Origin of the sequence: Dactylosporangium fulvum, assembly GCF_025137375.1 — a bacterium.
Taxonomy (GTDB): domain Bacteria; phylum Actinomycetota; class Actinomycetes; order Mycobacteriales; family Micromonosporaceae; genus Dactylosporangium; species Dactylosporangium fulvum.
In genome coordinates this window covers 1,495,841-1,521,300 of the sequence record NZ_CP073720.1, presented here as the reverse complement: position 1 = coordinate 1,521,300, position 25,460 = coordinate 1,495,841, and the positions used below count along the sequence as shown (strand labels likewise).

The following is a 25,460-nucleotide window of genomic DNA, read 5'->3' as shown; positions in this document are numbered from 1 at the left end:
GGCCCTAGTTTTGCACGTGCCCCAGGTGATCCGCCGCAAGTGACCGGTCGGATCCACCCGCCACCAGCGTGACCTGTCCGTCGATGTGATCGACGGTGAAGAGTGTGCCGGGCGGGAATTCGCCGAGAACCTCCGGCGGCAGCTGCACCGTGCCGTCACCGGCGACCACCGCGAAGTCCTGGCCGTCGCGCCCCTCGGCGCCGACCCGGCCGTCGCGGATGGTCACGGCGCGGCCGAGCCGGGTGCCGACGTCACCATCATGGGTGACCACGACGATGGTGGTGTTGCGCTCCCGGTTGACCGTCTCGAGCGCCTCCAGCACCTCGTCCCGGCCGGCGGTGTCCAGCTGGCTGGTCGGCTCGTCGACGAGGAGGAGGCCGGGGCCGGCGGCGATGCCGACGGCGAGGGCCGCGCGCTGCCGGGCGCCGGGCGCCAGCTCGTCGATGCGGGCCCGGCCCAGGCCGGGCAGGCCGACGAGGTCGAGGATGCGGTCGGGATCGTCGAGTTTGATGCCTTCGGTGCGGGCCGCGCGCCGCTGCGCCAGCCAGATGTTGCGGTGCAGTGTGGCGTAGGGCAGCAGGTTTCGGGCGGCGCCCTGCAGGACCACGCCGATCTCGGTGCCCCGCAGCCGGGCGATCTCACTGTCGGACAGCTTGCCCATGTCGTAGGTGCCGATGTTGACCCGGCCGGCCGACGGGCGCATGAGCCCGGCCAGCAGCGCGATCAGCGTCGACTTGCCGGAGCCGGACGGTCCGACGAGCGCGAGCGTCTCCCCCGGCCCGATCGACAGGTCCACACCGGCGAGCGCGACGACGTCACCGGCCTCGGCCCGGTAGATGTGCACGACCCGCCGGCAGGCGACCGCCAACCCGTTCATCGCATCCCCCTAGTCGAAGCGCGGAGCCGGGCTCCGGCGAGCAGCGCCGCCCCGGTCAGGAGCAGCCCGGCCGCCAGCCAGGCCACGGCGACCGGCATCGGTGACGGCCAGTACGAGACCTCGAAGGTACCCGGGTCGTCGGTGAACACCGGGAGATATTCGCGCACCAGGAGCCAGCTCGCCAGGGCCGTGAAGGGTCCGATGACCGCTGCCGTGCCGACGAGGGCGAGGTACCCGTTGGCGGCGGCGTCCCGCCGGGCCACACCCTGTGCCCGCAGCGCGCGCAGCTCGCCCGCGCGCCGCTGGCGGTCGAGGCTGGAGACGAGCCAGAGCGCACCCACCGCGAGCAGCACCGCGAACCCGCCGGCCAGCTGGTGGAAACGCAGCGCGACCGCCGGCCCCTGATCGTCGAGCTGCGCGCGCAGCGGGCCGAGCTGCCGGTCGGAGGTGACCGTCAGGCCCTGGTCGCGGACCAGGTCGAGCACGTTGGCCGGGGCGCGCTCGCCGAGCCAGATCTGCGGCTGCACCGCCTCGCCGCCGTCGGTCGAGTGCCGCTCGGCGTAGTCGAAGTCGACGAGCCCGCCCGTGGGCCCGAGACGTGGCACGGCGTCGACCTCGGCCGCGAGGTCGATCGTCAGCTGCGCGCCGTCGAAGCCGCTCATGTGGTCGCCGATGCCCGCGGTACGGGCCATCACGACCGGCAGCGGCGACGGCGCGTCGGTCGGCATGATCCGCACGGCGACGTCGGCGCCCCGGTAGTTGGCCACCTCGGCGCGCAGCCCGTCCTTGGCCGCGGTCAGCGTCGGTACGAGCAGCTTCGGCCCCGGCGACTCGGGCACCCGCCACGCGTCGGTGTCGGCGAAGCCGGCCTCGTCGGCGATGGTCTTCCCGGCCTGCTTCAGGCTGTGCAGCGTCATCGAGACGTCGAAGCCGCGCCCCTCGGGCTGGTCGATCTGCAGTGCCACGAGCCGGCAGCCGTCGACGCACATCGGCAGGTTCCGCACGTACGTGCGCCGGCCCAGCTGGACCCCGCCGAGGTCGACCTCCCCGGTCGCCGAACCGTCCAGCGGTACGACCACCGCGGTCCACCGGACGCGGAACGCGTCGACCATCGCGTCGACGGTGACGTCGAGGGACAGGTCCTTGTTGTTCACGATGATCGGCTCGCGGCCGACCTCGGGATGCAGCAGTGCCGCCGCCTCCTGTGCGGTGACGTGGGGGTCGTTCCAGAGCGCCACGTCGGGCAGGCGGGAGCTGTCGACGGCGAGCATCGGAGGTATACCCGTGTCTTCCGAGACCGGGACCATCGAGGTGGCCATGGCGAAGGCGCCGTCCGGGTCGAGCGCGCGGACCTTGGCCAGCAGTGCGGCGCGGCTGAGCGGCTCGACCGAGAGCACGCGCGGCGCGCCCAGCTCGACCCGGGTCCGCCGGTCGCGGGTGTCGCTCGACGCGCTGGCCGCGGTCGCCGCGAAGCACAGCAGCGCGATCGCCACCACGAACAGGGCGAGGATCCGCTGGCTGCCGGGGCGGCGGGACATCGCGTAGGCCGCGAGCGTGGAACCGATCCGGCCCTGGCGCATGGCCCGGCGGCCGACCCGCTCCGCGACCGGGAGCACGGCCCGCGCGGCGATCAGGGCCACGGCGATGACGATCAGCGAGGGCGCGAAGACGGCGAACCCGGTCAGCCCGTTGTCGCCCTGGCGCATCTGGACCACGGCGACGGCGGCGAGCACGACCACCGCGGTCTCGAGGACGGGGGCGTTGCGCCAGCGCGACAGCCGGCTCGGCACGTTGCGCAGCAGGTCGATGGTCTTCTTCGCCAGCTCGGCCCGCTGGGCGAGCAGGGCCGCGAAGACCGCGCCGGCGACCGCGGTCAGCGCCCACCAGTTGGCGCCGGCGGACAGCGGTACCTCCGCCGAGCTGTGCAGCAGCAGCCAGGCGGCGAGCCGGACGAGGTAGTGGCCCAGCAGGAAGCCGGCGACGGCCCCGGCCAGGATCGGCACGATGCTCTCGCCGGCGGCGAGCCACCAGCGCCGGGGCACGCTGACCCCGCGCAGGGCGAACAGCCCGAGTTCCAGGCGGCGCTCCTGGGTCGCCGACGCGACCGCGATGAACAGGACGAACCAGCACAGGAGCACCAGCGGTACCGCGGCGATGGGCACGACCTCGCCGACGAGCGAGCGGTTGGCGTTGATCCGGGTCAGCAGGGCCGGCAGTTCGGTGTGCACGGTCGCGCCGCCGGGCAGGGCGATCAGCTTGTTGCTGCCCTCCTGTACCGCCGCGTTCACGCCGTCGAGCGTGTCGCCCGAGATGGCCCGGTCGCCGATGACCACGTCGAGGCCCTGCCGCTCACGCTTGTGCTCGATGCCCTCGAGCGTGAGCCGGCTCGCGAAGATCGGGGAGGTCACCAGCCGGTCGGTGCGGCGGGGGCTGAAGTAGTCGAAGTCGGCCCAGTACTGGTCGGTCTTGTCGACGACCTCGAAGGCGCCGACGACCGTGAGCGTGACCGCCGGCCCGGCGGGGACCCACTCGCGGCCCTCCGCGTCGTAGGCCGCGAAGCTGGTCTGGACGGTCTCGCCGATCGGCAGCTTGAGCTGGTCGAGCGTCTCCTTGCTCAGCACGATCTCGGTGCCGCTGATGAAGCAGCGGCCGGCGACGAAGCGCAGGTGCGCGCAGGCGTCGTCGCGGTAGACCAGGCGCGGCGCGACCGGGTCGACCTTCGGGTCGGCGGTCGTCACGTACGAGTCGTACTCGGTGCTGAACACGCCGCTGAACCCGGGGATGGCGAAGACCTGCGGCACCAGGTCCTCGAAGGCGCGGTCCCGGGCATCGGACACCCGCCGGGCCCGCACCACCCGCTCCTCGACCGGCGCGGCGGCGACTTCGCTCGCGACGACCGCCCGGTCGGCGGTCGTCGTGTAGACCGGCGCGCTGACGGCGGCGGCCATCGCCAGCATGGCCAGGATGAACGCCGTGAGTGCCTGTCCGGGACGGGCCCGGATCATCGACAGGGCCAGCCCGATCACGGCGTGCTCCATCCGTCGGCGAAGTAGGGCATGACGTCACCGATCGTGAACCGGATCAGCACCGCGAGCACGAGACCGAGCAGCAGTGACACGCCCACGAGGACGATGTAGCCCTCGACGCTCACGCGCCTGACCAGCCGCGCGGAGGCGCCCTGGGACCGCAGCGCGGTCAGCTCCCGGGCACGCGGCCGACGCTCCACCGCCGCGACCACGGAGGCCGAGCCGATCGCCAGCGCGAGGCCGATGACCGCGGACAGCAGCATGAACTGCAGGGTCAGCGGCGGACCGAACGACCCGTACCGGTCGGCGACGCCGTCGATCGTCTCCTCACCGAGGACGATCAGCCCCTCGCGGCTGAGCCGGTCCTTCATGTCCGCCGGCGCGGTCGCGGACAGCCACACCTGCATCGACTCGCCGGCGCCGAAGTCCGCGGCGAGCCGGTCGGCGTATTCCAGGTCGATGAGCACACCCTGGTCGCCGAGACGGGGCAGCCGGGAGGCGGTGCCGACGACCCGCTCGGACAGTGACGTCGAGCCGTAACTGACGCGCTGGTCACCGGCGATCTTGGGAAGGAGCCGCTTGGCGCGGACGCTCGCGATCGGCGCGGGCGAGTCGAGCGGGTAGACGCCCGGGTCGGTGCTGCCCGGGCCGATCGGTGCCACCCGCAGCAGCAGCCCGTCGGCGGCCGAGGTGACGATCAGGTTCGGCGGCGTGCCGGACACGTCGAGGCGCCACCGGGTGCGGTCCGCGAGCGCGTCCTTGGCCACCACGGTGGAGTCGGCGCCGCTCTGGCTGACGCCGTGGACGGTCACCTCGACGCCGGGGCGGGACGGGAAGTAGACCTTCGCCTCCAGCGTGCTCTGCATGATGCCCAGCGAGCTGAGCCGGCAGCCGGGCGCGGTCGCGCAGACGGGCAGCGACGCGGTGAGCTGCTGCCGGCCCTCCTTCAGCGGACCGAGCCGGGCGACCAGCCGGTTGCCCTTCGGGTCGGCCATGATCACGTCGAGGACGACCACCCGCTGGTCGTCGGCGACCGTGTAGTGGTTGGTGACGTCGAGCGTCAGCGTGTCGGCGGTGACGTAGGCGGGGTCCGGGGCGGGCGGGTGCAGGGCTGCGGCGGTCTCCGCCGCGGTCATGCCGTATTCCGGCCGCCACGTCGCCGTGGCCGCCAGCCGTGGACTGTCGACCAGCAGGACCCGGTCGTTGCCGGAGCGCAGCGACTGGACGGCCGCCATCGCGTAGCGCCCCTCGGGATCGACGCGGCGGACCGCGTAGAGCAGGGCGAGGCGGTTCTCCGCGCGTACCGACACCACCCGGTCGGCGCCGACCTCCAACTCCGCGCGCACCCGGCCCTGATCCCGCCCCGCGCTCCAGGTCAGGAACGAGGTGCACAGCAGCGCCACGGTCACGATCATCAGCGCGGCCAGGCGGTGCACGCCCGGCCGCCGGGCCAGATAGATGGCCGTGAGCGCGCGTGCCGCACGGCCATGGCGCAGCGCGCTTTCGACGATGCGGCCGGCACTGTACGTGATGAGGCGCGCGGCGACGAGCGCGAAGGCCAGGGCGACCAGGCCCGGAGCGAGCAGCGCGAGGCCGGCGATGTCTCCCTCGGCGCGCGTCTGCACCTGCCAGACCGCGGCGACCGCGACGACCACGAGCACCAGGTCGAAGAGGTCCCGCCAGGCGCGGGCCCGGGCCGGGCTCTGCCGCAGCAGCTCGGCGACGGTCGCCCCGAGCGACCGGCGCTCGGCGAGCAGCGCCGCGAGCAGTGCGCCGAGGACGGCGAGGACGACCGCGCCGACCGACAGCGTCAGCGCCCGGTCCCGCACGGAGGGATCGCGGATGGAGCCGTTGACGGCGGTGGCGACGAGGTATCCGACCGGCAGGCCGAGCACCGCACCCGCCAGCATCGGCAGCGCGCTCTGGCCGCTCACCAGGGCCCAGGTGCGGCCGCGGGTCGCGCCGCGCAGCTTCACCAGCCCGATGTCGGGCCGCCGCTCCTCGCCCGTGTACTTCACCGCGAGGTACAGCGCGAACCAGCACAGCACGAGGAGCTGGAACGCGCCGACGGGCACGCCCAGCGAGACCAGCTGCCGGTCCCGCTCGACCCGGTCGATCGTCGAGTGCAGCTGGGTGTTGAGCGTCAGCCGGTTGTTGCCGGCCTCGACCGTCGAGGCGTTGAGGGAGGCGCGGACCTCGTCCGGCTGGTGGTCGACCAGCAGCGCGGGCTGCGCCACCATGTCGACGATCATGCGCACGGCCTTGGGCTTGAGCCGGTCGAGGACGGCGGGCCCGACGAGCACGGCGTCGTCGACCGGCTCGGTGATCTCGGGTGCCGCGCCGGTCGGCAGGTCAACCGCGAGCAGCTGGGCGTTGCTGCTCCAGAACGGGTCGCCCGGGTTGTCGGGGAGGTAGATGCCGACGACCTTCAGCACGGCCGGTGTCTCGAGGTTCGGGCTGGCGAAGACGATCTGGTCGCCGACCTTCACCTGCAGCCAGCGGGCGGTGCGGTAGCTGAGCATCGCCTCGTCGGCGCCGGTCGCGCAGGCGCCCTCGATCGAGGCGTGCTCGCAGGCGCCGGTGCGCAGCGCCAGCGGCGAGGTGGTGCCACGCGCGTCACCCTGCGTGGTCGGTTGCGCAGGCTTGATCTGGCCGCCGATGAACGCCTGTGTGTACGTGGTGAAACCGTCCAGGCCCACGATGCGCTGGGTGAGCTCCGCGTCGGCGGCCAGCAGCGCCGCGATCGAACCGCCCTCGATGGGGCCTTCGGCGATGGTTTCGAGGGAGCGCTCCTGGATCGGCGCCGTCTCCATGTGTCGTGTGGCCACGCGCTCGGTGGACGCCAACACGTACCACGGGGCGGCCGCCGCGGCGGCTGCGGCCAGGGTACTCAACACGAGCAGCGTCAGCGCCTGCGCGCGCCTCGCTCGCAACGCTGCGAGCACGAGTGCCAGCAAGGACCCTCCCCCGTTGGTCAAGGTCGTACGTAGGTAGACCAGCCGGGGTAGAGTCCGGTTGCGTTGCGATTCGGTAACGCGGAAGGGTCAGAAGCGCGCGGGTTCCCGGTACACGCCCCAGAGGTCCTTCAATGCCCCGCAGATCTCGCCGAGCGTCGCCTCGGCCCGCGCCGCGTCGAGCATCGCCGGGATCAGGTTCTGTTCGGTACGCGCCGCGGCGACCATCCGCTCCAGGCGCTCCTTGACCAGCGCGTTGTCGCGGCCGGTGCGGCGGGCGGCGAGGAGCCGGTGCTGCTCCAGCTCCACCTCGTGCGAGACCCGCAGGATGTCGAGGTCGCGCGTGACGGAGCCGGTGTGCACGTTGACGCCGACGACCCGCTTGTCGCCCTTCTCCAGGGCCTGCTGGTACAGGAACGCGCTCTCGGCGAGCTCGGACATGAACCAGCCGTCCTCGATGCCGCGCAGGAGGCCGCTGGTGATGGTGCCGTCGCTGCCCATGTCGCGGATCCGCTGGAAGACGGCTTCCGCCTCGGCCTCGATCCGGTCGGTGAGCGCCTCGAGGTACCAGGAGCCGCCGAGCGGGTCGGCGACGTTGGTCACGCCGGTCTCCTCCATCAGCACCTGCTGGGTGCGCAATGCGATCTCGGCGGCCTCGTCGGTGGGCAGCGCGAGGGTCTCGTCGAGCGCGTTGGTGTGCAGCGAGTTCGTGCCGCCGAGCACGGCGCTCAGGGCCTCGACCGCGGTGCGGACGACGTTGTTGTACGGCTGCTGCGCGGTCAGCGAGACGCCGGCGGTCTGCGTGTGGAACTTCAGCCAGAGCGCCTTCTCGCTGGTGGCGCCGTAGACGTCGCGCAGCCAGCGGGCCCAGATCCGCCGGGCCGCGCGAAACTTCGCGATCTCCTCGAAGAAGTCGATGTGCGCGTCGAAGAAGAAGCTCAGCCCGGGCGCGAACTTGTTGACGTCGAGGCCGCGGCTCTGGCCCAGCTCGACGTAGCCGAACCCGTCGGCGAGCGTGAACGCCAGCTCCTGCGCGGCGGTCGCGCCGGCCTCGCGGATGTGGTAGCCGGACACGGAGAGCGGCTTGTACTTCGGGATGTTCGTGCCGCAGAACTCCATCAGGTCGCCGATGAGGCGCAGGTGCGGCTCGGGCGGGAACAGCCACTCCTTCTGCGCGATGTACTCCTTGAAGATGTCCGTCTGCAGGGTGCCGTCGAGCTTGCCGAGGTCGGCGCCCTGGCGCTCGGCCGCGACGAGGTACATGCAGAAGACCGGGACGGCGGGCCCGGAGATCGTCATGCTCGTGGTCACGCCGGCGAGCGGGATGCCGTCGAAGAGCACGTCCATGTCGGCGGCGGAGTCGATGGCGACACCGCAGTGGCCGACCTCGCCGAGCGACTGCGGGTCGTCGGAGTCGCGGCCCATCAGGGTCGGCATGTCGAAGGCGACGGACAGCCCGCCGCCGCCGGCGCCGAGGAGCATCTTGTATCGCGCGTTGGTCTGCTGCGCGTTGCCGAAGCCGGAGAACTGGCGGATCGTCCAGGTGCGGCCGCGGTATCCGGTGGAGTGCAGGCCCCGGGTGTACGGGAACTCGCCGGGCCAGCCGATGCGCTCGAAGCCGGGCACGTCGGCACCCTCGGGCGGTCCGTAGACCGGCTCGACCGGCGTCCCGGACAGGGTGGTGAAGTCGGCGTCACGCTTGCGGGCCTCGTCGTAGCGGCGCTGCCAGCGCGCACGTCCCTCGGCGATCTCGTGGGCGTCCATGGATGTCGGCGCTCCTCGGGTGTGGCGGGTTCTCCGTCTCCCTCGATGCTATCGGCAACCTGAACGATCGCTAAGGCGCACGCTCGAGAACTCCCCCGCACAGCCATGCCGCGATCTTGCAGTTATGGCGCCGGAACACGCCCACGATGTCCGGATTTGCCAGGCATCACAACTACAAGATCAACGGCGGTCATGGGCGGTAGTCGGCCGCGCGGGCCTCGTCGTCGCCGACCGGCGCCTTGCCCTTGTCCTCGACGTGGACGTCGTCGACCACGATGTCCACCGCGGTGACCTCGAGGCCCAGCAGGTTTTCGACCGCCCCGATGACCTTGGTGCGGACCTTCTCGGCCACCGAGTAGAGCACAAAGCCGTACTCGATCACGAGCGTGATCTTGACGACGGCCGAACGACCCTCCAGGCGGACGTGCACGCCGCGGTCGGAGGACTCGCCCTCCGACTCCCCCAGGCCGATGCGGTCACGGACGGCGGCGAACACGCGGGCGACGTCGCCGCCCAGGTCGTAGACGCCGGGCACCTCGCGGGCCGCGATGCCGGCGATCTTCTCGACGACCTCGTCGGCGATCGTGGTGGTGCCACGCTCGGCGACCAGCTCGGCGTTGTTGCGCAGGCGGTCGACCACCTGCGAGGCGATCCGCCCGGACGCGGCCGCCGTGGAGGACGCGAACTCACCGACCCGGTCGGCGGCGTCGGAGGCGAACGTGGTCACCCGCTCGGCCGCCTCGTCGGCAGCGGCACGCAGGCGCGACTGCTCCTCGGCCGGCGCGCCGCCCTGGGCCGGGACGACGGCCGACGCGGCGGGCTCGACGGCGGCGAGCGTTTCGCCGGTCATGTCAGGATCGTGCACATCGGTGCGGGCGGGGATGCCCGCCGTCGCCTCGGTCATGTCTGCTTCTCCCCTGTCCCTGTTCTCAGGCCGCGCCGAGCGTACTCGCGGCCCGCCAGGCAAGGGACTCCCCTGAACACCCCGACTTGCGGTTCAGGCCGGCCGATCGAAGCACGGTCCGAACGCGAGGGCGGCTGGGCCGCACCGGGAGGCCTGTCCGGACCCGGAAGAGGTCGGCCGCGCAGGAAGGCCCCGCGGGACGGCCGACCCCACGGAGGTGCCATGCGGGCAACGGCACGGCAGCCCGGAACGGCGCCCGAGAAGGCCGCGACGACAGCCGTGCACCGATCAGCGTCGAGCGGCGCACTCGCACTCCGAGAGGTGCGGGTGCGCCGCGTTCGAACGAGCGGTCAGCGGATCAGTTCGGCGGCGCCGTCGGAGAGGTGCAACTCGCGGTCGCAGGCGGCCGCGGCCTCCGGGTCGTGGGTGGCGAAGACGACCGCGGCGCCGCGGCGGGCCTCGTCCTGGAGGATCTCCATGACCCGCTGGCGGTTCGTCGCGTCCAGCTCGCTGGTCACCTCGTCGGCCAGGACCACGTTGCCGTGCAGGGCCAGGCCCCGGGCGATCGCGGTGCGCTGCTGCTGGCCGCCGGAGAGCTCCTCGACCAGTTGGTCGGCCTGGCCGGCCAGGCCCAGGCGCTCCAGCGACAACACCGTCGCCCGGCGGGCGTCGGCGGGCGCGGCGCCGCCGGCGATCATCGCGACCTGGATGTTCTCCTGCGCGGTGAGGATCGCGGCGAGGCCGTTGTCCTGCGGGATGAGCACGACCCGCTCGGCGACGGCGTGGTCGCGGTCCCGCAGCGGCGTGTCGTCGACCGACACGACCCCGGCGGCCGGGCGCAGCAGGCCCGCCATCGCCCACAGCAGCGTCGTCTTGCCCGCGCCGGAAGGCCCGGTGACGGCGAGGATCTGCCCCGGCGACACGACGACCGACACGTCACGCAGGACGGGGTGGTCCCGCTCGTAGGCCACGGTCACGCCGTCGACCGTCAACGTCTTCACTGCACACCCTCCACGTCGGACGAACGGGCCGGCACCAGCAGCACGGTGCCGTCGGGCTGGGGCTCGACGCCCACGAGCGTGCCCGGCGGCAGCACGCGCAGCGCTTCCTGCGGCAGGTGCACCGTACCGTCGCGACCCACCACCGCGTAGTCCTCTCCGCGCCTGCCTTCCGCGCCGACCCTGCCGTCGCGGATGGTGACGGTGCGCCCCATGCGCAGCCCGACGTCCGGGTCGTGGGTCACGACCACGACGGTCGTGCCCGAGCGGCGCACCGTGTCGAGGGTGAGGAGCACCTCGTCGCGGGCCCGGGTGTCGAGCTGGCTGGTCGGCTCGTCCGCGAGCAGCAGGCCCGGCCGGCCGGCCAGCCCTACGGCGAGCGCCAACCGCTGGCGCTCATCAGGAGAGAGTCGCTGCGGGCGCTGCCGGTTGCGTCCCCGCCCCGTCAGGCCCACCATCGCGAGCACGTCACGCGGCTCGGGCAGCTCCCGCCGCCGCTCCGCGGGCACGCCGCGCTGCGCGAAGCGCACGTTCTGCTCCGCCGTCAGATACGGCAGGAGGTTGCGCGACGCACCCTGCAGCACCACGCCCACGTCCTTGGCCCGCAGCGTCTGCAGCTCGGCCGGCGTGGCCCGGACCAGGTCGTGGTCGCCGACCGTGAGCCGGCCCGCGGACGGCGGGAGCAGCCCGGCGAGCAGCGACAGCAGCGTCGACTTGCCGGAGCCGGACGGCCCGAGCAGCGCGACCGACTCCCCGGCCGAGATGTCGAGGTCGACGCCGGACAGGGCGACCACGTCGTATCCCTCGAGCCGGTAGATGTAGACCAGCCCTCGGCACGTCACGGCAAGGCCGGCGCTCATGCTGCCTCCGCTCCGCTCCGGACCGCTCACGCTGCCTCCGCTCCGCTCCGGCACCGCGAGTCCTTGCAGCGCCAACCGGTGAGCGGCCCCTCCGCTCCGCTCCGGACCGCTCACTGGGCACCGTCCTTGAGCCGCAGCGGGGTGGCGCGGCCGAGCAGGCGCAGCACCACCAGGACGGTGAGCAGCAGGCCGGCCACCATGACGGCGACGGCCGCCGGAAGGGCGCCCATGCCCGGCTCGAAGGCGAACGAGCCGGTCGGCTCGTCGACGGTCACCAGCGGCATGCCCGGGAGCATCACGAACGCGCCCGCGACACCCGCCGCCAGGCCGACCAGGAACGGCAGGCCGAGCAGCGCACGGTACTCGCGGAAGACCGCCCGCCGCAGCTGACCGGCGCGCACGCCGGCGACCCGCAGGGCGGCCAGCTCGTAGAGCCGGGCACGCACCCCGACGTATGCGGTCAGCAGCACCACACCGATCGCCAGCAGGGTCGCCGCGGCCCCGGCCAGCAGATAGAGCCACAGCCCGAGCGCGGGTGCCCGCCGGGCCAGCCGGTCGCGATAGCCGTCGATGGTCTCGCTCGCCAGCACCTGCACCCCCGCCGCGGCGAGCCGCTGGTCGAGGTCCGCGGGCGCACCGGTGCCGGCCCATACCTCGTACCGCAGGCCGCCGTTGTCGGTAAGGCTGGCGCTGCGCTCGGCCATGCGGGTCGCGTAGTCGAGGTCGAAGAGCACACCGTGCCGCCCACCCCGGGGCAGGCTGTCGGTGCGCGCCGCGACCGTGAAGGGCTGCGGCTGCTCGGAGAAGCCGGGCAGCGCGAACGTCGCCGCCCGCGCGTCGTCGGTCGGCGCGCCGCCGGCGAGGACGGCGGGCAGCGCCTCGGGCGTGTCGACGTGCTCGACGACGGCGTCGGCCGGGTCGCTGCCGGAGACGTCGACGCCGAGGGCCGCGCCGGCGTGCACCGTCACCTTGGTGCTCCCGGTGCCGGGCCGGGCCTGCCAGCGGCCGGCCAGGTCGAAGCCGGGCGCCAGCGGGCCGGCGTCGGTGGAGAGCGCGCGCACCGCGACGGTGACCGTGAACGGGTCGCTGCCGCCCGCGGCCCGGCCGACGGCGAGCCCGACCAGCCGGCACTCGGTGACGCAGCCGGACAGCACCGCGTGGTAGGTTCGGGTGCCCTTGGCCAGCGGGCCCAGCGTCACCGTCCGGGGCGGCTGTCCGGGATCGGCGACGATCGCGGCGAGGCGCAGTGCCGGCTTGGCCGGCAGCGTGTCGACGGACACCTCGGCGCCGAGGTCCTTGCCGAGCCGCAGCGGGTCGGGGGCGGCCGGGTGCAGGCGCCCGGCGATCTCGGCCACCTGCTCACGGGAGTGCCCGCGCCAGACGGCCGCGCCGGCGAGCCGGTCGGCCTGGACCCCCAGCAGCTCGACGGGGCTGTTGTCGAAGCGCTGGCTTGCTCGTACGACCGCCATCGCATGCCCACCGGGATCGGCCTTCGTGACCGCCTCGGCGAGCGCGGCCGGGTGCTGGGCGTTGACCGTCAGCACCCGTTGCGCGCCGACGGAGTCCTCGGCGGTGTCGCGCCGGGCGGTCGCGGCGACGTCCCAGGCGGTCGCGGCGAACGACAGCAGCGCCACGGCGACGGTGACGACCACGACCAGCCGCTGGCCGGCGGGGCGGCGGGACAGCTGGGCCGCGGACAGCAGCGGGACGATGCGGCCGCGGCGGCGCACGATCCGCAGCCGGGCGGCCGACCAGAGGCTGAGCAGCCGGGCCGCGGCCACGCCGACGACCACGGCGAGCAGCGGCGGTGCGAGCAGCGCGAGCGGGGATCCGCGATCGCTGACGGCGGCGATGAGGCTGGCCGCGGCGAGCGCCACGACGATCCCCTCGGCGACGCCGGCCCGCCGGCCGCCCCGCTCGGGCACCCGCCGCAGCAGGCCGAGCACGGGTCTGGCGAGCGTCTGCCGCCCGGCGAGGACGGCGGCGACGAGCCCGGCGGCGAACGCGATGCCGGCCGCGGCGAACACCGGCCAGCGGACCTCGACGCCCACACCGGGCGCGAGCAGCGCACCGGCGGCGACCTGCACCAGCACCAGCCCGGCGACGATGCCGACGGGGACTGCCGCCGCGGTCAGCAGCAGCACCTCGCCGAGACCGAACCGCGCCGCCCGCCCGGCGGGGTATCCCCGCAGCTTGGCGAGCGCGATCTCGGGCGCGCGCTCCTCCGTGAGCGACGCGACGAGCAGGAACAGCACGAACCAGCACAGGAGCAGCAGCGGTACGGCCACGACGGGCGCCGTGCGGGCGATCGCACGCTGGTCTGCGTCGATGTCGCGCAGCACCGCCGGCAGCGTCGTGGTGACCTCCAGCTCCTGCCCGCGCAGGCGGTCGCCGAGGAACTGGAGGCCGTCGCGCAGCCCGGCGACGTCGTCGAGGTGCACCAGGTGGGGACGCAGCGGGTATTCCAGCCGGGCCGACACGGTGGCCGCGGCGTCGGCGCGGACGTCCTCCTCGGTCATCGTGAACAGCGAGTCGACGTGTTCACCGGCACCGCCCGTCCCCGCGCTGAAGTACGCGGTGCGGCCCCAGTAGGCGGCGTCGGCGTCCTTCGGGCTGTAGAGCCCGGTGATCCGGAAGGTCTTGTCCCGGCCGGCGCCCGCCGGGCCGAGGTGCAGCGTGAGGTCGTCGCCCTGCTTGAGCTTCCGGTCGGCGGCGGTGCGCTTGCTGACGGCGATCTGGCCCGGCCCGTCCGGGCAGTCCCCGTCGATGTCGAGCCGGGTGCAGGCGTTGTCGCGATAGGCGAGTTTGGCGCCCGTCCCGTCGAAGGTGACCTCCGTGTCGACGGCGGCCACCGGCAGGTCGAGGCGGTCGGCGAGCAGTTTGTCCTTGTCGAGTGCCGTGTTCATGGCGAGCCGGATCTCGGCGAGGTCCATGAAGGCGGCGCTGTCGCCGGTGCCTTTGGCGCCGACGGTCAGCCCGGTCGCGTCGGTGGACGCTGCGGACAGCCCGTCGGTGAGCACCGACTGCTGCGCGGCACGACTGTACGTGGGAGCGAGGACAGCCGCCGTGGTCGCCGTGACGGCGAGGAGGAAAACCACGAACGACCGGCCGGCCCGGTGCCTGATACCGCGCAACATGACGGTCCAGGCCGTCAAGTGAGCCCCCTGTGCTGGTCTAGCGGAAGGTTGACGCGCAGACCTTAGCCAGACCTCTCACCCGCGTCGAGTTGCGCCAACAGGGCCGCTGCCGCTGCGTAGGGATCCAGTCGACCGTGCGCTACCTCCGCAGCGAGGGAGCTCAGTTCGGTGCCGCTGCGGAGGTCTTTCATGCGGGCACGGAGGGTGCCCAGCGCGATCGCCTCGACCTCCGCCGCGGCCCGCTGCTCGCGCCTCCGGCGCAGTTCGCCCGAGCGCTCCAGGTGCTCGCGGTGCTCGTCGATCGCGGCCACGACGTCGTCGATGCCCTCGGCGCGGGCCGCGACACAGCGCACGACCCGGGGCCGCCACTGCCCCGGCGCGCGCTCGCCGAGGCCGATCATGCCCTGGATGTCGCGGTACGTGGCGTCGGCGCCGTCGCGGTCGGCCTTGTTCACGACGAAGATGTCGGCGATCTCCAGCACGCCGGCCTTGGCGGCCTGGATGGCGTCGCCCATCCCCGGCGCGAGCAGGACGAGCGTGGTGTCGGCGAGGCCGGCGATCTCGACCTCGGCCTGCCCGACGCCGACCGTCTCCACGATCACCGGGTCGCAGCCGGCGCCCTCGAGCACCCGGGCGGCCTGCGGAGTGGCCGCGGAGAGCCCGCCGAGGTGGCCGCGGCTGGACATGGAGCGGATGTAGACACCCGGGTCGGTGGCATGGTCCTGCATGCGGACGCGGTCGCCGAGGATCGCGCCGCCGGTGAACGGGCTGGAGGGGTCGACGGCGAGCACCCCGACCCGCCGTCCGGCCTTGCGGAAGGCCCGGACCAGCTCGTTGGTCGTGGTCGACTTGCCGACGCCGGGCGCACCGGTGAGGCCGAGGACCTGTGCGTCACCGGTGTGCGGCGCGAGGGCCGCCGCAAGCTGCGGCAGCACCTCGTCGCCGTCCTCCACCAGGGTGATCAGTCGCGCCACCGCCCGGGGGTCGCCGTCGCGGGCGCTCTCGACGAGCGACGGCACGTCTCGGGAGCGGCGGACCGTCACTGCTTGGGGACCCGCAGCAGCAGCGCGTCACCCTGGCCGCCGCCACCGCACAGCGCGGCGGCGCCGAGCCCGCCGCCGCGACGGCGCAGCTCCAAGGCGAGGGTGAGGGCGAGCCGGGCGCCGCTCATGCCGATCGGGTGGCCGAGCGCGATGGCCCCGCCGTTGACGTTGACGATCGCCGGGTCGACGCCGAGGTCGGTGGTCGACTGCACGCCCACGGCGGCGAACGCCTCGTTGATCTCGACCAGGTCGAGGTCGTCGGTGGTGAGCCCGGCCTTGGTGAGCGCGTGCTTGATCGCGTTGGACGGCTGGCTGGTCAGCGAGTTGTCCGGGCCGGCGACGTTGCCGTGCGCGCCGATCTCGGCGAGCCAGGTGAGCCCGAGCTCCTCGGCCTTCCTGCGGCTCATCACGACCACGGCGCAGGCGCCGTCGGAGATCGGCGAGGAGGTGGCGGCGGTGATGGTGCCGTCCTTGGTGAAGGCCGGCCGGAGCTTGGCGAGCGTCTCGGCGGTCGTCTCCGGCCGGATCTGCTCGTCGTCGGTCACCAGCAGCGGGTCGCCCTTCCGCTGCGGGATCTCCACCGGGACGATCTCCTCGGCGAAGTGGCCGCTCTTCTGCGCGGCGGCGGCCTTCTGGTGGCTCGCGGCACCGAACGCGTCCTGCACCTCGCGGGTGATGCCGAGGCGGGCGACGTGCCGCTCGGTCGACTCGCCCATCGCCACCTGGTCGTAGACGTCGGTGAGCCCGTCGAGGGCCATGTGGTCCTTGACCACCACGTCGCCGTACTTGTACCCCTGCCGCTGGTTGAGCAGCAGGTGCGGCGCGTTGGTCATCGACTCCATGCCGCCCGCGACCACGATGTCGAACTCACCCGCCCGGATGAGCTGGTCGGCGAGCGCGATCGCGTCGAGGCCCGACAGGCATACCTTGTTGATGGTGAGGGCCGGCACACTCATCGGGATGCCCGCGCCGACGGCCGCCTGGCGCGCGGGCATCTGGCCGGCCCCGGCCTGGAGCACCTGCCCCATGATCACGTATTGCACCTGGTCGGGCGCGACGCCGGAGCGCTCGAGCGCCGCCTTGATAGCGACCTCGCCCAGCTTGGTGGCCGGGAAGTCCTTGAGTGCGCCGAGCAGTCGCCCCATCGGCGTGCGGGCGCCGTTGACGATCACGGACTGAGTCATCGGGTGGCCTCCGAGAGATGGTTCACAGCCGCCGCGTCGCGACCTGAACGATGGATCAGTTCAGACTATCGCCATGGAGACCTCGGATCAGAAGTTGGATATCTCACCCATCGGCATCCTACGGATCGACCACGTCGGCATCGCAGTCGCGGATCTCGATGCAGCGATCGAGTTCTATGCGCGGGTCTTCGGCATGCGATGCGTGCACGAAGAGGTCAACGAGGAGCAGGGCGTCCGCGAGGCCATGCTGTCCGTCGGGCCCACCACCGAAGGTGGCTGCCTGCAACTGCTCGCACCGCTGTCGCCCTCGTCGACGATCGCCAAGTTCCTGGACCGCAACGGTCCCGGCATGCAGCAGCTGGCCTACACCGTGGAGGATGTCGACGCCGCGTGCGCTTCATTGCGGGAACGCGGGGTACGGCTGCTCTATGACACGCCCCGCCGCGGCACCTCGGATTCGCGCATCAACTTCGTGCACCCGAAAGACGCCGGCGGCGTGCTCGTGGAGCTGGTGGAGCCCTTCCGCGCGGATTCGCGCAAGGACGGCTGAGCAGGCCAGTGGAGTTCTTCACAGGCCGGTTCCTGATTTAGCTACCGTTCAGTAACGTCCGCCTCGGCGCACGTGAATGTGTCGCCGTTCCCCATAGTCGTCCCCCGTTCTTCCGGCGACGCTTCCCTTGGAAATCGTGGACGTTAGGAGTCGTAGCGGTGCAGCACATCCTCGACGCGATCATGCAGGCGGAAGGGGCCACCGACCCCGCGGCCGAACTCCGCGCCGTGGCGGACCTGCCGGTGCCCGACAGCTACCGGGGTGTTGTGGTCCGGGCCGACGAGGTCGAGATGTTCGCCGGCCTGGCCGCCCGCGACAAGGACCCACGCAAGTCCCTGCACGTCCAGGAGGTCCCGACGCCGACAGTCGGACCGGGTGAGGCGCTCATCGCGGTGATGGGCAGCGCGGTCAACTACAACACCGTCTGGACCTCGATCTTCGAGCCTGTTTCGACGTTCGGGTTCCTGCAGCGGTACGGGAAGCAGAGCGACCTCAGCAAGCGGCACGACCTGCCGTACCACGTCGTCGGCTCGGACGCGGCCGGCGTCGTCCTGCGGGTGGGCCCCGGGGTGAGCAAATGGAAGCCCGGCGACGAGGTGGTCGCGCACTGCCTCAGCGTCGAGCTGGAGGACGCGGCCGGGCACGACGACACGATGCTCGACCCGCAGCAGCGCATCTGGGGCTTCGAGACGAACTTCGGCGGGCTCGCCGAGCTGGCGCTCGTGAAGGCCAACCAGCTCATGCCCAAGCCCGCGCACCTGTCCTGGGAGGAGGCGGCCTGCCCCGGGCTGGTCAACTCGACCGCCTACCGGCAGCTGGTCTCCCACCACGGCGCACAGATGAAGCAGGGTGACACCGTCCTCATCTGGGGCGCGTCCGGCGGCCTCGGCTCATACGCGGTCCAGCTCGCCCTCAACGGCGGCGCCACGCCGGTGTGTGTCGTGTCCAGCCCGGAGAAGGCCGCGCTGTGCCGCGGCATGGGCGCCGAGCTGGTGATCGACCGTTCGGGGTACCACTTCTGGAAGGACGAGCAGACGCAGGACGTCGCCGAGTGGCGCCGCTTCGGCGCGGAGATCCGCTCGCTGACCGGCGGCGAGGATCCCGACATCGTGTTCGAGCACCCGGGCCGGGAGACGTTCGGCGTGAGCGTCTACGTCGCCAAGCGCGGCGGCACGGTCGTCACGTGTGCCTCCACGTCCGGCTACATGCACCAGTACGATAATCGATACCTCTGGATGAACCTCAAACGCATCGTGGGCAGCCACTTCGCGAACTACCGTGAGGCGTGGGAGGCCAACCGGCTCGTCGCGCGCGGACGGATCCACCCGACGCTCTCGCGCACCTACTCCCTGGGGCAGACCGGTCAGGCGACCTACGACGTCCACCGCAACGCGCACCAGGGCAAGGTCGGCGTGCTCGGCCTGGCGCCCTCGGAGGGCCTTGGCGTGCGGGACCCCGAGTTCCGCGCCCGGCACGCCGACGCCATCAACCGGTTCCGCGACCGGTAGGCCGATCCGCCGGCCACCATGACCCCGCCCCGGGCCGGTCACAGCGTCGTGACCGGCCCGGTGCGGCTCGGTGGCCGTGCGGTCAGGTGACACACCCGGAAAGCCTGACAAAACCGTGGCGTGTCCTGGACCCGGCAAGTTGACCATGCGGGCCCCGAGGAAGTTAGCCGCTGCACCCTTGCGAAGGCCCCCGGGTGGTCTGCAAGTATGTGCCAATGCCCCAGCAGCAGTCCTCGGTTGACTTCTTCCAGAACGGCTCGGATCACGAAGAGCTGAGCGTCGTCCTGCGCGGCTACGACCGCCAGCAGGTCGACAGCAAGCTGCAGCGTCTCAACGCGCAGCTCCAGCAGGCCAACCAGGCCCGGGAAGAGGCCGAGGGCCGACTCGCCGAGTCCCAGCGCCGCATCCGCCAGGCCGAACAGCGGCTCGGCACGATGGAGCAGAAGCTCAGCGACACCAACAAACAGTTGGAAGAGAACAACCGGCCGACGCTGTCGGGCCTGGGCACGCGGGTCGAGCAGATCCTGCGCCTGGCCGAGGAGCAGGCCAACGACCACCGGGGCGAGGCCAAGCGGGAGTCCGAGGGCATCATCTCCGCGGCGCGGCTCGAGGCTCGCGAGATCACCGACAAGGCGCGCGCCGAGTCCGCCGCCATGAAGGCGACCGCCGAGCGTGAGGCGGGCAACCTGCGCACCGCCGCGGAGCGGGAGGCCGCCGAGGTCCGGGTGCAGGCCCGGCGCGAGGCCGACACGCTGCGGGCCGACGCGGAGCGGGAGACCAAGCAGCTGCGCACCGCCACCGCCCACGAGGTCGCCGAACTGAAGGCGACCGTCGAGCGTGAGGTCGCGACGCTGCGGGCGACCGCCGAGCGGGAGATCACCCAGCTGCGCGCCAAGGCCGCCCGTGAGGCGGAGGAGAAGCGCGCCGAGGCGACCAAGCTGCTCACCGACGCCCGCGACAAGCGCGACAAGGACCTGCAGTCCCTCGCCCTCGAGATCGCCGAGCGCCAGGAGAAGGCCGAGCGCGAAGAGTCCGCCCGCCACGCCTCCGCCGTCGCCGCGACGCAGAAGCTGGTCACCGAGGCTGAGGGTCGCGCCCGCGCCGCCGAGGACCGCGCCAAGGAGATCGAGCAGCGCGCCGAGACCCGCCGCGTCGAGTCCGAGCGCGGCGCCGCCGAGACGGTCGACAAGGCCAAGACTCTTGCCGACAAGACGGTCAACGAGGCTCGCGCCGAGGCCCACCGGGTGCTCAGCGAGGCCCGCGCCGAGGCCGAGGAGACCACGCAGCGCGCCCGGCGCGAGGTCGAGGACCTCACCCGCCAGAAGGACGCGGTCACCTCGCAGCTCGGGCAGATGCTGTCCGGCCTCGCCGGCATCATGCCGTCGGCCGCGCCGCCGCAGCAGGGAGGCTCCGACAAGAAGGGCAAGTCGGGAGACGGCGAGAAGGTCTCCGCCTGACGTACGGTGGGTCGCGGCGGATGTGCCGCTTCCTGAATCATTCACGGGGAGTTCGATCGCACGTCCCGTCATGCGCGGTGTGTAATTGCGCGTGGCGGGACGTTGCGTGTGAGGATGGATGCTATGTCAGACGGCGACCTCTTCGGCTCGGGGACCGGGGTCTCTTCGGAGCCTGACTTCGAGACCGCGATCCGGGGCTATAAGAAGGACCAGGTCGACAAGTACTGGACCCAGTCCGAGAACGAGATCGCCGCACTGAAGTTAGAGAACGAAGAGGTCTGGGGTCAGGTGCAGGCCCTCGCCTCGCAGGTGCAGGACCTGCAGATGGAGCTCGCCGAGCTGCGCCGTCGCACCCCGCACCACGGTGAGGTCTCCTTCCGGCACCTCGGACCGCGCGTCGAGCAGATCCTCGGCCTCGCCGAGGACCAGGCCGATTCGATCCGCGCCGGCGCGGCACAGGAGATCGCCGGCCTGCGCACCGAGGCCGAGCGGCTCCTCGCCGAGGCCCGTGGCCGCGCCGCCCAGGCCAACGAGGACTTCGAGCTCGCCCTCGCCGCCCGCCGCGCCGAGGAGGAGCGGACGGTGGCGGAGCGTCGCCGGTCGCTCGACGCCGAGGCCCACGCCATCGAGGAGCGCGGCGCGCAGGCGCGCGCCGAGGCCGAGCGCATCATCGCCGCCGCACAGGCCGAGGCACAGCAGATCACCCAGACCGGCACCGCCCAGATCGAGCAGGCTCGCCAGCAGGCCGAGCAGCACGCCTACGGCCTGCGCACGTCGGCCGAGCAGCAGGCGGCGGCGCTGCGCGCCGAGGCGGAGCAGCACGCGGCCCAGGTCCGGGCGCAGGCCGACCAGCACCTCGCGGCGGCGCAGCAGCAGGCGACCACGATCGTGGCCCAGGCGCAGGAGCAGGCGACGTCCCTGGTCACGCAGGCGCAGCAGCAGGCCGAGGCGGTCAACGCCCAGGCCCAGCAGGCGGCCGCGGCCGTGGCGGCCAAGGCGCAGGAGGCCGCGGCGGTCGTCGCCGCGCAGGCGGAGCAGCACGCCGCTACCGTGACCGCCCAGGCCAGGGATGCTGCGGACACGCTCGCCGCGCAGGCCGAGCAGTCGGCCGCCGCCGTGACCGAGCGGGCCAGGCAGCAGGCGGCGCAGATCCAGCAGCAGGCCGCCGAGGACAACGACCAGGCCCGCGCCGAGGCCGAGCAGCGGGCGGCCGAGCAACGGGCCGCCGTCGAGCAGGAGCTGCTCGACCTGCGCACGGCGCGCGAGACCGAGATCGCCCAGCTGCGGACGACCGCCGAGGCGGAGCTGGCCAAGGCCCGCGCCACCGCGGAGACCGAGGCCGAGCAGCTGCGGGCGACCGCCAAGACCGAGGCCGAGGCACTTGTGCGAGCGGCCGACGCCGCGACGGCGGCCTCGGCCGCGGAGTCGGCGGCCGCGGCCGAGGCGCGCCTGGCCGAGGTGCAGGCGAAGGAGACCGACGTCGAGACGCGCCTGGCCGAGCTGCGCGAGCGGGAGACCGCGCTGGACAAGCGGGCCGAAACGGTCGAGGCGGCCGAGGCGCGCCTGGCCGAGCTGCGCGAGCAGGAAACCGAGCTCACCAGCCGGATCGCGAAGTCGGAGACGGAGCTCAGCACCCAGCTGGCCGGGCTGCGCGCACAGGAGACCGAGCTGACCAGCCAGGTCACCGCGGCCGAGATGCGCCTCGCCGAGCTGCAGCAGCAGACGGCCAACGCCGAGGAGGCGGCCGCGAAGCTCGCCGCCGCCGCCGAGGAGCGGCTCCGCGAGACCGAGCAGAAGGTCAAGGAAGCCGAGCAGCGGGCCAAGGAGATCGACGATCTGGCGACAGCCGCCGGCACCGAGGCCGCCGACCGCGCCGCTCAGACGGTTGCCGACGCCGAGAAGGCCGCCGAGGCCATCCGCGAGGCGGCCACGCAGGAGAAGACGACGGCCGCCTCGCCGAGCAACGGCAAGGTCGCCGTGGAAGCCAACGGCAGCACGCGCTGACCGTTCACATCGGCTCGGGGCCGCGCGCCGACGATTCGGTGTGCGGCCCCGCGCGTTTGTGCCGGGCGGTTTGCCGCAGGAGCTGGGAAGTTCCTGTGGGAAGGGCGCCGAAAGTTGACAGTCGGGTTGAGCGAGGCAATGGTCCTCACGTATCGTCCGCGGGTCTATGCGGCGGGTGGCCAGACCGCGTTCAGGGGGAGATGGTGTGAGCACTGATCAGGTGCGGGGAAGCCGAGCCGGTCGCCATACACCACCATCGTCACCCCGCTCACGCCGCCCGTGGATCATCGGAGGTGCGATCGTCGGCGCCCTGGCCGTCGCGGGCGCCGCCACCGTCGTGATCCTCCAGTTGGTCGACGGTGACAGCGACGCCGGTCCGGACGGCGGCACCACCGAGAAGGCCACCGTCATCAGCACCGACGGCGCCACGGTCGACGGGCAGAAGCTCACCAGCGCCCTGCACATCAAGGCGAACAACGTCAAGGTCACCAACACCACCGTCCACCACACCGGAACGGTCGCGATCAAGGTGTTCGCCGGGTTCACCGGCACCGTCATCGACAACACCGAAGTGTTCTGCGACGGCAAGGACATGACCGGCGTCGGTTACGGCAACTACACGGCGAGCCGGGTGAAGGTCCACGGCTGCACGACGGGCTTCTCGCACAGCGCCGCGGCGCCGGTCATCGTGAGCGACTCGTCGGTCGACGACAAGCCGTACAAGGCGAAGTACGCCTTCGAGGAGCCCGGCAAGAAGCACGCGACCAGCGGCGCCGGCCTCACCCCCGGCCCCGTCAAGGCCTCGAAGCCGTGGCCCGGGCCGGAGAACACGGGCGTTCCCGCCGGGACGAAGCTCACGCCGTACACCGGAAAATACGTGATCACCGAGCCCAACACGGTCATCGACGGGAAGATCCTCACCGACTGCCTGGACATCAAGGCCAAGAACGTGACGATCAAGCGATCGAAGATCACTTGCAAGAACAAGGGTGGAATGATCATCCGGGTGTTCGACGACCTGGTCCCCGACGCGAGCCTCACCGTCGAGGACTCGGAGATCCAGGGCGAGGGTGAGGGGCTGGGGGTAGGTTTCGGCCACTACACGCTTCGCCGGGTCAACATGCACACGCTGAACGAGGGCCCGCGCGTCTCGGACGGCGCCGTGATCGAGGACTGCTGGATCCACGGCCTGGTCTTCACCGACGAGAAGGACCACCAGGACATCCTGCAGACGACCGGCGGCACGGGCATGGTGGTGCGGCACAACACGCTGGAGGCCTTCAACCCCACGACGAACGATCCGTTCAATGCGGGGTTCCAGCTAGGCTCGGAGACGGCGCCGTCGTTGAGCAACCTGCTGGTCGAGGACAACCTGTTCACCGGCGGCAACTACACGGTGAACATCCGCCCCGACACGAAGGCCGACAACGTCATCTTCCGTGGCAACGTGTTCGTGCGGAACAGCCGCTACGGCCCCGCCTCGAACGAAGACCTGCCGGGCGTGAAGTGGGAGCCGAGCAACGTGTACTTGGACACCTCCAAGCCCGTGACCCACGACTGACCCCTGGACCGGCGCCCCCTTTTTCCTCATGATCGCGACAAGTTCAAAATCATGAAGCCTTGCGCTGCGGGCAGGGGTTGACCTTGGTCGAAATCCGTGGCTCTGGCCACGGAAAGCAACCAAGGTCAAGTCCTGCACGCGGCGCGGAGTCGAAGCCGTCACCGAGCCGGGGCCGCACGACAGGTGCGGTCAGAATGACAAGACTGCCTTGTCCACTGTGAACGCTTCCGCATAGTGGGACCGGCACTCCATGCCGCGGAGGCGGGCCAAGCCCAGGAACACCTCGTCGTCCCACCAGTCTCGCGCCTTCTGCGACGGGAAGTGCTCGTGGAGCAGTGCCACCTTCTGCCGGCCCTGCTCCACCGTCAACGGCACGTAGACGTTTCGCCGCGACAGGTCGCCGTCCCACTTCGGGATCTCGTAGTGCAGGACCAGCGAGTCGCGGAACGCGGTCGACGCCAGCGTGCCCAGCAGCCGGTGGTCCTGGTGCGCGTCGTCCCTGGACGGGGCCAGCACCAGGTCTGCCCGGCCCAGCCCGGCCGCGGCCTCCACGATCTCCTTCGCCGCGTTCCAGTGTGCGGGCAGCCGCCCGTCCGGCAGGTCGTGCAGGTGGAACCGCAGGGACGACGCCTGCATGAGGAACGCCGACGCCGCCGACCGGGCCTCGTCCTGGCGGGCGGGGACCCCGGTCGCCAGGACGTAGTCCACCGACACCCCGGCCGGCAACGACAGCAGCAGGCCGCCGGCGGCGATCTCGATGTCGTCCGGGTGGGCTCCCAGCAGGACGACGGACCGCACGCCGGCGAGCGAGAATCCGATCATGAGCGCTGCGCCGGCACAACCGGCCGCCGTGCGGAGTCCCACAGCATCCAGGGGCAGTTGCCGCTGTTGTACGCCTCTTCCATCTCCGCCCGGTCCTTGAAGGTGTCGACCGCGCGCCAGAACCCGTCGTACTGCTGGGCCAGGAGCTTGCGGTCGGGGATCAGCCGGTCGAAGGCGTGCGGCACCATGTCCTCGCCCTCCCGCAGGGCGTCGAAGATCTGCGGCCGCATGATGAAGTATCCACCGTTTTCCCACGTCATCAGCTCGCGGAAATCCCGGACCCGGGAGACCGACCCGTCGGCGTTCATCTCGACGACGTGGTGGGTCGACACCGGCGGTACGGCCAGCATGCTCACCGCCGCCTCCGACGCGCGGAACCGCTCGACCATCTCGGGCAGCGGCGCGTCGGTGAGCGTGTCGGCATAGTTGGCCAGGAACATCGGCTCGTCCTCGACGTACTTGCGCACGCGCATGAGCCGCTCGCCGATGGTCGCCTTGAGGCCGGTGTCGATGAACGTGATGTTCCAGTCGGTGATGTCGGTCGAGAACAGCTGCACGTCACGGTTGCCGCCGACGAGGGTGAAGTCGTTGGACAGCGTCTCGTCGTAGTGCAGGAAGTAGTCCTTGACCACGGCGGCGCCGTAGCCGAGCGCCAGGATGAAGTCGGTGTGCCCGAAATGGGCGTAGTACCGCATGACGTGCCACAGCAGCGGCCGGTCACCGATCATCGCCATGGGCTTGGGCGCGTTGTTCGTACCCTCGCGCATCCGCATGCCGAGACCACCGCAGAACAGGACGACCTTCACCGGAA

The 25,460-nt window shown here is 72.1% G+C and carries 17 protein-coding genes; 5 read left to right on the top strand and 12 right to left on the bottom strand.

Annotated features, from left to right (window positions below):
• Positions 1-4 precede the first annotated feature (4 nt).
• From Dfulv_RS07085 to Dfulv_RS07040, 10 genes are all read right to left on the bottom strand, one after another.
• Positions 5-877, bottom strand: coding sequence for an ABC transporter ATP-binding protein (locus Dfulv_RS07085; RefSeq protein WP_259861831.1), 873 nt, complete (start codon positions 875-877; stop codon positions 5-7).
• The gene (locus Dfulv_RS07080; RefSeq protein ID WP_259861830.1) at positions 874-3,903 is read right to left on the bottom strand and encodes an ABC transporter permease; all 3,030 of its coding nucleotides are present in this window, start codon (positions 3,901-3,903) and stop codon (positions 874-876) included. The genes Dfulv_RS07085 and Dfulv_RS07080 overlap by 4 nt, the downstream gene beginning before the upstream one ends.
• A complete protein-coding gene (locus Dfulv_RS07075) occupies positions 3,900-6,860 on the bottom strand; it encodes an FtsX-like permease family protein (protein ID WP_259861829.1) in 2,961 nt (986 codons plus the stop codon). Before Dfulv_RS07075 ends, Dfulv_RS07080 begins: the two co-directional genes overlap by 4 nt.
• An 87-nt stretch (positions 6,861-6,947) precedes the next feature.
• Positions 6,948-8,621, bottom strand: a complete 1,674-nt coding sequence (locus Dfulv_RS07070) for an acyl-CoA mutase large subunit family protein (protein WP_259861828.1) — start codon at positions 8,619-8,621, stop codon at positions 6,948-6,950.
• Between the two features lie 190 nt (positions 8,622-8,811).
• Positions 8,812-9,525 carry an Asp23/Gls24 family envelope stress response protein gene (locus Dfulv_RS07065; RefSeq protein ID WP_259861827.1) on the bottom strand — a complete coding sequence of 238 codons (714 nt, stop codon included), beginning with the start codon at positions 9,523-9,525 and terminating at the stop codon, positions 8,812-8,814.
• A 350-nt stretch (positions 9,526-9,875) separates the two neighbouring features.
• On the bottom strand, positions 9,876-10,526 hold the full coding sequence (locus Dfulv_RS07060) for an ATP-binding cassette domain-containing protein (protein ID WP_259861825.1): 651 nt from the start codon (positions 10,524-10,526) through the stop codon (positions 9,876-9,878).
• Complete coding sequence (locus Dfulv_RS07055) at positions 10,523-11,383, bottom strand: ABC transporter ATP-binding protein (RefSeq protein ID WP_259861824.1); 861 nt, start codon at positions 11,381-11,383, stop codon at positions 10,523-10,525. Before Dfulv_RS07055 ends, Dfulv_RS07060 begins: the two co-directional genes overlap by 4 nt.
• A 110-nt stretch (positions 11,384-11,493) precedes the next feature.
• Positions 11,494-14,538 carry an FtsX-like permease family protein gene (locus tag Dfulv_RS07050; protein WP_259861823.1) on the bottom strand — a complete coding sequence of 1,015 codons (3,045 nt, stop codon included), beginning with the start codon at positions 14,536-14,538 and terminating at the stop codon, positions 11,494-11,496.
• 44 nt (positions 14,539-14,582) lie between these two features.
• A complete protein-coding gene (gene meaB / locus Dfulv_RS07045) occupies positions 14,583-15,563 on the bottom strand; it encodes a methylmalonyl Co-A mutase-associated GTPase MeaB (protein ID WP_259861822.1) in 981 nt (326 codons plus the stop codon).
• Positions 15,560-16,747 carry an acetyl-CoA C-acetyltransferase gene (locus tag Dfulv_RS07040; protein WP_259861821.1) on the bottom strand — a complete coding sequence of 396 codons (1,188 nt, stop codon included), beginning with the start codon at positions 16,745-16,747 and terminating at the stop codon, positions 15,560-15,562. Before Dfulv_RS07040 ends, meaB begins: the two co-directional genes overlap by 4 nt.
• 73 nt (positions 16,748-16,820) lie before the next feature.
• On the opposite strand from Dfulv_RS07040, the gene mce reads away from it, so the two are divergent.
• The 5 genes from mce to Dfulv_RS07015 all read left to right on the top strand — a co-directional run bounded on the left by mce (position 16,821) and on the right by Dfulv_RS07015 (position 23,827).
• Positions 16,821-17,297, top strand: coding sequence for a methylmalonyl-CoA epimerase (gene mce, locus Dfulv_RS07035; RefSeq protein WP_259861820.1), 477 nt, complete (start codon positions 16,821-16,823; stop codon positions 17,295-17,297).
• A gap of 158 nt (positions 17,298-17,455) precedes the next feature.
• A complete protein-coding gene (gene ccrA, locus Dfulv_RS07030) occupies positions 17,456-18,805 on the top strand; it encodes a crotonyl-CoA carboxylase/reductase (RefSeq protein ID WP_259861819.1) in 1,350 nt (449 codons plus the stop codon).
• A 215-nt stretch (positions 18,806-19,020) separates the two neighbouring features.
• Complete coding sequence (locus Dfulv_RS07025; protein ID WP_259861818.1) at positions 19,021-20,262, top strand: coiled-coil domain-containing protein; 1,242 nt, start codon at positions 19,021-19,023, stop codon at positions 20,260-20,262.
• 123 nt (positions 20,263-20,385) lie between these two features.
• Complete coding sequence (locus Dfulv_RS07020) at positions 20,386-22,266, top strand: hypothetical protein (RefSeq protein ID WP_259861816.1); 1,881 nt, start codon at positions 20,386-20,388, stop codon at positions 22,264-22,266.
• A 205-nt stretch (positions 22,267-22,471) separates the two neighbouring features.
• The gene (locus tag Dfulv_RS07015; RefSeq protein ID WP_259861815.1) at positions 22,472-23,827 is read left to right on the top strand and encodes a right-handed parallel beta-helix repeat-containing protein; all 1,356 of its coding nucleotides are present in this window, start codon (positions 22,472-22,474) and stop codon (positions 23,825-23,827) included.
• Positions 23,828-24,016: 189 nt separating this feature from the next.
• Here Dfulv_RS07015 and Dfulv_RS07010 read toward each other — a convergent pair whose 3' ends face one another.
• Positions 24,017-24,649: a PIG-L deacetylase family protein gene (locus Dfulv_RS07010; RefSeq protein ID WP_259861814.1), complete on the bottom strand. Its 633-nt coding sequence runs from the start codon at positions 24,647-24,649 to the stop codon at positions 24,017-24,019.
• Positions 24,646-25,455, bottom strand: coding sequence for a sugar phosphate nucleotidyltransferase (locus Dfulv_RS07005; protein ID WP_259861813.1), 810 nt, complete (start codon positions 25,453-25,455; stop codon positions 24,646-24,648). Before Dfulv_RS07005 ends, Dfulv_RS07010 begins: the two co-directional genes overlap by 4 nt.
• Positions 25,456-25,460: the final 5 nt, after the last annotated feature.